An 8,199-nucleotide genomic window follows, 5' to 3' on the forward strand; every position below is an offset into this window, starting at 1 on the left:
GTCTTTTGCGGCGGCTTTCATACACGCATGACGATCAGCGCCGGCTCCCTGGGCCATGATCCGGATGGGCCGATCCGTCCGGGCCCATGCGGAAGCAGCCGACGCTACATGGCCGAGCCGGTTTCCAAAAGGGCGATCTGATCGTCCATGGCTTGTTTCAGCGGGCCGGGCAGCCCCATGATTTCCACGTTCAAAAAGCCGCGCACAATGGTGGAGGCAGCTTCGTCCTCGTCCAGACCGCGCGCCATGAGGTATTCGATTTCCTCCTGGGCGATTTTGCCTACTGCGGCCTCGTGCGAAAGCTCCACGCCGTCCTGGTTGCTGTTCAGCTCAGGAATGGCGTGGATGCGGCCCCCGCCCATGATCAGGCCCTTGCATTCCAGATGCCCCCTGGCCGGGGCCGCGGCAGCGCCGATGTAGCCCCGGTTGATCACCGTGCCGCCCGTGGTCAGCACGCGGGAGAGGATTTCGCCGCGCGTGCCCGGGGCATTGAGCTCAATGCGGTTGCCGCAGTCCACATGGGAACCCGTGGGAGCCACGATCACGGAATTGAAGCGGGCCACGGCCCCCTCGCCGCTGAGTTCCATGAGCGGGTACATCTGCAGATCGCCCACCGGCCTGAGCAGAATGTAATTGTTCTGGAACTCGCCCCCGGCTTCCACGCGCCCGGCCGAGCGCGGGCGCACGGTGGTGGTCTCGCTCCAGTTGTGGATCATGGTGAAGGTCAGCTTGCCGCCTTTTTCCACATAATATTCGGTAATGCCCAGATGGGCGGAGTCGCGGGCCTCGTGCGCCGTGGCGCAGCCGCCCAGGATGTGCAGCTCCGCGTCTTCCTCCACAATCACGATATTGTGGATGCTCTGGCCCGCGCCCTGGCCCTTGATGAACATGCAGGACTGCACGGGCTCGGTCAGCTTGACGCCCTTGCGCGCCCGCACGAAATAGCCGCCGTTAAGGCGATCATGGGCCATGCGGGTGAAGTCGTCCTTGCCCGGATCAAGCAACTGCCAGTAGTGGCGCGGCAGCCCGTCGTACTTTTCGAGGGCCGCCCGGATGTCCATGAGCTCCAGGCCGTCCCGGCGGGTCTGGCAGTGCACGCCCGCGTGGTTGAGCTGCATGAACGCGCCGCTGACCCGGCGGTCCGTAACGTCGATGCCCGCCAGAACCAGGCGCTCGCGATCCTCGCGCGGCATGCGGGTCAGATCCTCGATGGGCGCGGCGTTTTCGCCGCCGCTGAAAGAAAAGCGGGAAAGATCCACAGTGCTCATGCCAGGGGCGCCTCCGCGATTGTGCCGTACATCTCGCCGGTCAGGCAGCGCAGGCATTCCTGATAGCCGTGATGGGCAATGTGATCAAGAATTTCGCGCGGCCGGGCCTCACAGCAGAGCTTGCCGTGGTACATGACCTGACCGCGGTGGGCATTGACGTATTCCAGAATATGGCCGGTGTGGGTGATGATCAGGCCGCTGGTGGAGCGTTTCTGCTCCCGCTGGCGCAGCGTGGCGCTACAGCCTTGGGGCATTCCGTCCAGCAGGCAGCGCACGGTTTTGCCCACCAGGGCCATGTTTTCCAGATCCACGCCGGATTCGGGCTCGTCAAAGAGCAGCAGATCCGGCTTTTGGGCCATGAGCTGCAAGAGTTCCGAGCGCTTGATCTCGCCGCCGGAAAAGCCTGCGTTGACGTCGCGATCCAGAAATTGATCAAAGTGCACCTTGCGGGCCATGTCCGGGATGTTCATCTCCCGGCCGCGGCCGCACAGCTCCACCAGCTTGCCCGTGGGCAGGCCGTGGATGGTGGGCGGCCGCTGAAAGGACATGCCGATGCCCAGGCGGGCCCGCTCGTGCATGGGCGCGTGGGTGATGTCCGTGCCTTTGCAGATAATGCGCCCCTGCGTCACCTCATAGCCGGAAACGCCCATGATGGTCAGCAGCAGCGTGGTTTTGCCCGAACCGTTGGGCCCGAAAAGGATGAAGGTCTCGCCCGGCCTGATGTGCAGGTCAATGCCCTTGAGCACCGGCGTGCCCTGGATCGAGACGTGCAGATCGCGGATTTCAAGCATCATGATCCCCGTTTTCCCCGAGATATTCCAGCACGTCGGCGTGGACGTGCTCCAGAATGTGCGTCAGCGTGGAAATGCACTCGTCGCCCACGGCCTTGCCCAGCAGAGTGACGATAAAGGCGGCGCGCTTGGCGTTGAGCAGGGCTTCATGGCCGGGATCCGCGCCGGGGGGCGTTGCCCGGATGGCCTCGCTGAAGGCCGCAAGCTCCTCCTCGCCGAGATGCTTGATGGGCTGGGGCTCATTGTCGAGATAAACCACGCCGTCCAGCAGCTTGAGCATGACCGGCCTGCCGTGCATAACGGCAATGCACACTTCCATAGTTTTCCCCTTGGTGATGACGATAGCGGCATAGTGGCAAACTTGCCCGGCCCTGTCCAGTCCTGCTCGACCCTGACCCTGAGCTCTCATCAAGACGGCTCTTGCAGGCGGCGCGGGCTTTGGCTAGCATGGGTAAGGGAGGCCCCTATGTATGTGATCACCGGCGGCGCGGGCTTTATCGGCAGCGCCCTGCTCTGGCAGTTGAACCGCATGGACATGGACGAGATCGTGGTGGTGGACAACCTGGCGACCACGGAGAAGTGGCGCAATCTGGTCAAACGCCGCTATGTGGAGTACCTGCACCGGGATCGTTTTTACGATCTGATCCTGCGCGACGCGCTGCCCTGGAAGATCACGGCCGTGGTCCATCTCGGAGCCTGCTCCTCCACCACGGAGCGCGACGCGGATTTTCTGATGGAAAACAACTTCCATTACAGCCGGGATCTCTGCCGTTATGCTCTGGACAAGGGCGCGCGCTTCATCAACGCCAGTTCGGCCGCCACTTACGGAGACGGCTCCTTGGGCTTCAGCGACGATCCCGCCCTGATCCCCCGGCTCAGGCCCCTGAATATGTACGGCTATTCCAAGCAATTGCTCGATCTCTGGCTGTTGCGCGAAAAACTGCACAACGAAGTGGTCAGCCTCAAGTTTTTCAATGTCTACGGCCCCAACGAGTACCACAAGGGCTCCATGCAGAGCGTGGCGGTCAAGGCCCAGCGCCAGATCGCGGCCCAGGGCAAACTCTCGCTCTTCAAATCGTGCGTGCCCGGACTGGCGGACGGCGAGCAGAAGCGGGACTTTGTCTACGTCAAGGATTGCACGGCGCTGCTGGCCTGGCTGCTGGAGCGCAAGGACGTCTGCGGCATTCATAACGTGGGCGCCGGAAGGGCGCGCAGTTTCAACGAGCTGGGCCGGGCCGTGTTTGCGGCCCTGGGCCGGGAGTGCCGCATCGAATATCTGGAGATGCCCGCCAGCCTGCGTGGCAAGTATCAGAACTACACCTGCGCCGAGATGGGCTGGCTCACGCGCGTGGACTGCCCCCTGGATTTCACCTCCCTGGAGGAAGGCGTGGCGGACTATGTGCGCAATTACCTGGAAACGAGCGATCCATACCTTTGAGCCATTGCACTTTGAAGTTACTCGCGTCGTTTCAGGAAATCCAACTATGCCCTGTTAACATGTAATTTCACCATGTTAGAGAGTTTAGCTCATGAAGGTAGCAAACCGCTCTGAAACATCATTTGCGTACGACTCTCGCGGCGAGTTCGCCCGGCGTATGTCGCAGCCGTTGCAGCTCCCTGCAAAGCCGTAAAAACAGAACGCCGACAGGCACATTGTACGTCGGCGCTGCTTCCCCAGGAAGAGATTTTCCGGCCCCAGGCACCCGCCGGGGCCGGAAAATCGTGTGGGGAGGGGAGTATGCAAAGGCTGCCGAAAAACCGGGCACATGCGCGCCCGGTTCTTTTCAGGCGGCCATGGTGGCGAAAAGTTCCTTGGCGTTGCTGTTGGCCGGATTGGCTCCGAGTACGGATTCCAGATGCTCGCGGGCTTCATCGCCGCGGCCCAGGTAAATCAGGCAACCGGCCAGAGTGACGCGCACTGCTTCCGTTTCCACGCCGGTTTCCAGGGCGGCCGTCAGATAGGGCAGCACTTTTTCCACGCAGCCCACCTGATAGGATTCGCGCACCAGGCAGTTGAGCGCCACCATGTTTTCCGCCGTTTTGTCCAGAGCGCGCGCAAAGTAGTCGAAAGCGTCCTCATGCTTGCCCTGCTCCATGTAAACCAGGCCGATGCCGCAGAGGGCCTTGTCGGTTTCTTCCACAGCCGCGGCTTTTTGGTAAAGCACCAGGGCCTTGTCCAGTTCCGAGCGCTGCACGGCCACGGTGGCCAGGCCCATATAGGGCGCGGCGCTCTGGGAGTTATTGGCGGCGGCCTTGCGGTAGTATTCCTCGGCTTTGTCAAAATCGCCCATAAACAAATAGCATTCGCCCAATTCCTTATTGATTTCGTAATCCAGCTGATTGTCCATGGTTTCCTCCCCATTGAGGCTGTTTTCACGCGGACGCTGTATGCGTCTGTGGCTTGTGCCTCCCCTTATGCAGTGCTTGTGCCAAAAGAAAAAAAATGAATAAAATCAATGACATTTTTTCTAAAAAAACTCTTGCAAGAAGCCCTTTTCTGTACCGGGCAGGCGAGTGCGCCAAAGACTTGGCAAAAAAACCGGGCCCGCGAGGCAGTTTTTGCCGCGCAGGCAATTTTTGCCGGCTTGCGCATGGGCAATGACGCCCGGCAGGGCGCGCCGGGTGAACGGTGATGCGGCAGGTGTAAGGGGCAGGCTGTCGCGCTATGCAGGCGGGGACAGGTGTAAAGATCGCGCGCCGCCGTGAACATTGATATGATGCAGCAGCACGCCCAGCACGCCTTCAATGTCCAACTGGGAGGTGTCGATGATCAGCGCGTCCGGAGCCGGGCGCAGAGGCGCAACGGCCCGGTTGCGATCCAGGGCGTCGCGCTGGCGGATCTGCTCGGTCAGCACCGTCAGTTCGGCCTGTTCGCCGCGATTTGCCAGATCGCGCAGGCGGCGCATGGCGCGCACTTCCGGCGCGGCGTCCAGAAAGAATTTGAAACGCGCATCCGGAAAGACCACGCTGCCCATGTCCCGGCCTTCGGCAACCAGGGGGGATGCTTCGCCCATGGCGCGTTGCGCGGCCTTGAGCAGTTCACGCACCACCGGCACAGTGCCGATGCGCGCGGCCAGCATGCCCACCTCTTCGGTGCGCACTTCGCCGCGCACGGCCCTGCCGTTGCAGAACAATGCCGCGCTCCGGCCTTTGCCCGCGATGCTGAATGTCCATTCCTTGCAGCGCGCGCGCAATTCTTCTTCAGGCAGCAGCTCCGCGCCGGGGCCAAGTTTGAGGGCCAGGCAACGGAACATGGCCCCGGTGTCCAGATAGGCCAGATCCAGGCTTTCGGCCATGCGCCGGGCCAGAGTGGTTTTGCCGACTCCGGCCGGACCGTCCAGCGTCACCACAGGCAGGTTGCCGCTCATGCTTTTTCTCCATGCAGAATGTCGCGCATAGCGGCCAGAAATGCCGCGTTTTCATGCTCTTCTCCCACGCTGACGCGCAGATGATCCGGCAGATTGTAGCTTTTGAGCGGGCGGATGATGATGCCGCGCCGCAGCAGGGCCTCAAAGCAGCCTTCAGCCGGGCCCGCGCCCGCGGGCAGGCGGAAAAGGAGAAAATTGGCCGCGCTGGGCCAGACTGTGCAGCCCAGGGCCGTGAGCCCGGCTTGCAGAACGGCCCGGCCGTTGCGCACTGCGGCCAGCGTGGCCTCGCGAAAGGCCGTGTCGGCCAGGGCGGCCAGGCCCGCTTCTTCAGCCAGAATGTTCACGGAAAAGGGCAGCCGCGCGCGCCAATAGCAGGCGGCCAGGGCGGGCGGCAGCACGCCGTAGCCCAGGCGCAGACCGGCCAGGCCGAAACTTTTGGAAAAGGTGCGCAGAAAGGCCGTATTGTCCGGCAGTTCTCTGGCGGCCAGCAGAGAGTGATCGGCCTCGTTTTCGGCAAAGTCCATATAGGCTTCGTCCACCACCAGCAGACAGTGCGGGGCCAGCCGGGCCAGCCGCCGGGCCAGATCCCGCACGGCCCCGCGCGCCGGGCACCAGCCCGAAGGGTTGTCCGGCGTGGTCACAAAGACCAGGCGCGTGCTTGCATCCACCAGACCAAGCAGAGCGTCGAAATTGAAGGAAAAATCTTTTTCCAGCGGGCAGCGGCGCACTTCGACGCCGGAGATCCGGCCCTGAATGGGATATATGCTGAAGCAGGGCTCGAAGCAGGCCAAGGAGTCACGGCCGGGCACCGCCAAAATGCGGATCAGGAGATCAATGATTTCGTCCGAGCCGTTGCCCACGACCAGCCGGTTTGCATCCACACGGTGAAAGGCGGCCAGGGCCTTGATCAACCTTGGGTTGCCGCCCTGTGGATAACGGAAGGCCAGAGCCGCATGGCGGCCAATGGCTTCCCGGACCAGGGGCGAGGCGCCCAGGGGATTTTCATTGCTGGCCATTTTAATGACCTGCGAAAGACCGTAGTGATCCTGTATTTCCGCAATGGAACGTCCCGGCGCATAGGGCTTGAGAGCCTCAATTTCCGGGCGCGCGCTGATCTCAGGCATGATCACCCCAAAAAAAGCCGCCGCTGGCGCGACGGCTTTTGCAGGCTTGATGTCTTTTGTGGAACGGCGTACCGCGCTTTTGCCGCAGGGCGCAACGCCCAGGCCGATACGCGGCGCATGGGGATCACTTATTCCGTCACGGGTTCCGTGGGGCGGATGGTCAGCACAGGCATATCGGCATTTTTGACCACCTTTTCAGCCACCGAGCCGAAAAGAATGCGATCAATGCCCTTGCGGCCGTGGGTGCCCATCACCACGATGTCCACTTTTTCCTCATGGGCGCGGTTGAGAATCTCCTCGGCGGCGTAGCCGATCAAAACCTGGCCCCTGGCTTCCACGCCGGGGAAATTCTCGGCAACAAAGGCTTCCATGGATTTTTCCGCGCCGGTAACGATTTCGCCCACGAAATTTTCAATGGTGTTGGGCGGCACATGGAAACCCACATATTGGCTCAGCGAAGGGGCAGTGTACACCACAAGAACGCTGGCTCCCAGAGCCTTGGCAAGCAGCGTGGCGTATTCGGCCACAGCCTTGCTGTGCTCGGAGAGATCCACCGCGCACAGAATCTTTTTGATTTCCTTCATGGCAGGCTCCTTTTCGCTGTGGGCTGCATTGTGTGACGGGGAGCTCCCGGCAGGGGCGGAAAAACCGCCGCCCGCGCGAAGGCGCACGCGGTCAGACCGCATGTCTGTAGCTTTAACGTGTAGTAAAGCATAGGGTTTTTTGAGGGAATAGACAAGACCTTTTCCAAGGCATATATTCAACAACAGGGAAAAAAATTCCCCCCCCGGTTCCGGGATGAAGCAATGAAAACAGAAAGTTAGCAGAATTTTATTCTGGCAAAGATTTTGCAGGTTATTGCGCGGGAACGCCAACCCTGGAGGCGATATGAAGATCAACACCGAACAATTGGACGCCCTGCTGCGGCAGCAGGATCAGGCAGCCGGCGCGGTCCACAAACAGCCCGGCAAGGGCGGCGGTTTTGCAGCCGCCCTGGCCGAGCAGCTTGGAACCAGCAGCGGCAGTGGCGCGCCCGCGGCGGCTCCGCTTCCGCCGGGCGCGCAGGCCGGGCTGATCAGCCAGATGCTGCTCGGCAATGTGGAAGAAACTCCCGCCCTCAGTCCCGACGAGGATCTGCTGCGGGAGGCGTTCAACCAGGCCTCCGGCACGCTGGATTTGTGGGATTCCTATGTCGATGCGCTGGGCAAGCCCGCTGCCGGGGAATCTCTGCGCGAGGTCTATTCCCTGTTGCAGGGCATTGACGGCAAGGTGGCCGAGCTCAAACAGGGCACGGCCGGCGTGCGTGGCCAGAACCCCGGTTTCGATTCTCTGCTGAACGAGCTGGAAATCATGACCGCGACGGAAAAATTCAAATTCAACCGGGGCGACTACAACGCGTAAGCCCCTGCCTGAGTGATTGGAAAAGCCGCGGATTTCAGGGAGTCCGCGGCTTTTCTGCGCAGTCTGTCATTGTTTCGCAGGCAGAGCGGTTTAGAGCATTTTAACTTTAATTTTTTACATAAAAAATCTAAACTTGTTCTATGAAGTTCGCTCCTGAAAATATTCGTACTATCGTCGTGAAGGCTTACCTGGCAAAACAGGCCACTAGACAGCAGTTGGCTGATATCTTTGGTTATACGCCTGCAAG

The 8,199-nt window shown here is 61.2% G+C and carries 9 protein-coding genes; 2 read left to right on the forward strand and 7 right to left on the reverse strand.

Annotated elements, in window-relative coordinates:
• Window positions 1-104: 104 nt before the first annotated feature.
• From G7Y51_RS01225 to G7Y51_RS01235, 3 genes are read right to left on the reverse strand one after another with little or no spacing between them, the layout of a single operon-like run.
• Entirely contained in the window at window positions 105-1,268 is a 1,164-nt protein-coding gene (locus G7Y51_RS01225) for a SufD family Fe-S cluster assembly protein (protein WP_165174592.1), read from the reverse strand.
• Window positions 1,265-2,059 (reverse strand): ABC transporter ATP-binding protein, encoded by a 795-nt coding sequence (locus G7Y51_RS01230; protein WP_165174606.1) that lies wholly within the window; start codon window positions 2,057-2,059, stop codon window positions 1,265-1,267. Before G7Y51_RS01230 ends, G7Y51_RS01225 begins: the two co-directional genes overlap by 4 nt.
• A complete protein-coding gene (locus tag G7Y51_RS01235) occupies window positions 2,052-2,378 on the reverse strand; it encodes a hypothetical protein (RefSeq protein ID WP_165174593.1) in 327 nt (108 codons plus the stop codon). The genes G7Y51_RS01230 and G7Y51_RS01235 overlap by 8 nt, the downstream gene beginning before the upstream one ends.
• A gap of 147 nt (window positions 2,379-2,525) precedes the next feature.
• On the opposite strand from G7Y51_RS01235, the gene rfaD reads away from it, so the two are divergent.
• Window positions 2,526-3,497 carry an ADP-glyceromanno-heptose 6-epimerase gene (gene rfaD, locus G7Y51_RS01240; RefSeq protein WP_165174594.1) on the forward strand — a complete coding sequence of 324 codons (972 nt, stop codon included), beginning with the start codon at window positions 2,526-2,528 and terminating at the stop codon, window positions 3,495-3,497.
• Between the two features lie 346 nt (window positions 3,498-3,843).
• On the opposite strand, the gene G7Y51_RS01245 is transcribed toward rfaD, so the two are convergent.
• From G7Y51_RS01245 to G7Y51_RS01260, 4 genes are all read right to left on the reverse strand, one after another.
• On the reverse strand, window positions 3,844-4,407 hold the full coding sequence (locus G7Y51_RS01245) for a tetratricopeptide repeat protein (protein WP_165174595.1): 564 nt from the start codon (window positions 4,405-4,407) through the stop codon (window positions 3,844-3,846).
• Between the two features lie 315 nt (window positions 4,408-4,722).
• Entirely contained in the window at window positions 4,723-5,427 is a 705-nt protein-coding gene (gene cmk, locus G7Y51_RS01250; RefSeq protein WP_165174596.1) for a (d)CMP kinase, read from the reverse strand.
• Window positions 5,424-6,551 carry a histidinol-phosphate transaminase gene (gene hisC / locus G7Y51_RS01255; protein ID WP_165174597.1) on the reverse strand — a complete coding sequence of 376 codons (1,128 nt, stop codon included), beginning with the start codon at window positions 6,549-6,551 and terminating at the stop codon, window positions 5,424-5,426. The genes cmk and hisC overlap by 4 nt, the downstream gene beginning before the upstream one ends.
• Window positions 6,552-6,679: 128 nt before the next feature.
• On the reverse strand, window positions 6,680-7,135 hold the full coding sequence (locus tag G7Y51_RS01260) for a universal stress protein (RefSeq protein ID WP_165174598.1): 456 nt from the start codon (window positions 7,133-7,135) through the stop codon (window positions 6,680-6,682).
• A gap of 304 nt (window positions 7,136-7,439) precedes the next feature.
• Between G7Y51_RS01260 and G7Y51_RS01265 the strand changes: the two genes are divergently transcribed.
• Complete coding sequence (locus tag G7Y51_RS01265) at window positions 7,440-7,952, forward strand: hypothetical protein (RefSeq protein WP_165174599.1); 513 nt, start codon at window positions 7,440-7,442, stop codon at window positions 7,950-7,952.
• Window positions 7,953-8,199: the final 247 nt, after the last annotated feature.

This window comes from Desulfovibrio sp. ZJ369 (genome assembly GCF_011039085.1).
GTDB lineage: Bacteria > Desulfobacterota > Desulfovibrionia > Desulfovibrionales > Desulfovibrionaceae > Desulfovibrio.

What these genes read in the sequence shown, in the direction of transcription:
- hisC (WP_165174597.1), bottom strand. Translation starts at nt 6,551, where the DNA reads ATGCCTGAGATCAGCGCGCGCCCGGAAATTGAGGCTCTCAAGCCCTAT.
- G7Y51_RS01265 (WP_165174599.1), top strand. Translation starts at nt 7,440, where the DNA reads ATGAAGATCAACACCGAACAATTGGACGCCCTGCTGCGGCAGCAGGAT.
- rfaD (WP_165174594.1), top strand. Translation starts at nt 2,526, where the DNA reads ATGTATGTGATCACCGGCGGCGCGGGCTTTATCGGCAGCGCCCTGCTC.
- G7Y51_RS01235 (WP_165174593.1), bottom strand. Translation starts at nt 2,378, where the DNA reads ATGGAAGTGTGCATTGCCGTTATGCACGGCAGGCCGGTCATGCTCAAG.
- G7Y51_RS01225 (WP_165174592.1), bottom strand. Translation starts at nt 1,268, where the DNA reads ATGAGCACTGTGGATCTTTCCCGCTTTTCTTTCAGCGGCGGCGAAAAC.
- G7Y51_RS01260 (WP_165174598.1), bottom strand. Translation starts at nt 7,135, where the DNA reads ATGAAGGAAATCAAAAAGATTCTGTGCGCGGTGGATCTCTCCGAGCAC.
- cmk (WP_165174596.1), bottom strand. Translation starts at nt 5,427, where the DNA reads ATGAGCGGCAACCTGCCTGTGGTGACGCTGGACGGTCCGGCCGGAGTC.
- G7Y51_RS01230 (WP_165174606.1), bottom strand. Translation starts at nt 2,059, where the DNA reads ATGCTTGAAATCCGCGATCTGCACGTCTCGATCCAGGGCACGCCGGTG.
- G7Y51_RS01245 (WP_165174595.1), bottom strand. Translation starts at nt 4,407, where the DNA reads ATGGACAATCAGCTGGATTACGAAATCAATAAGGAATTGGGCGAATGC.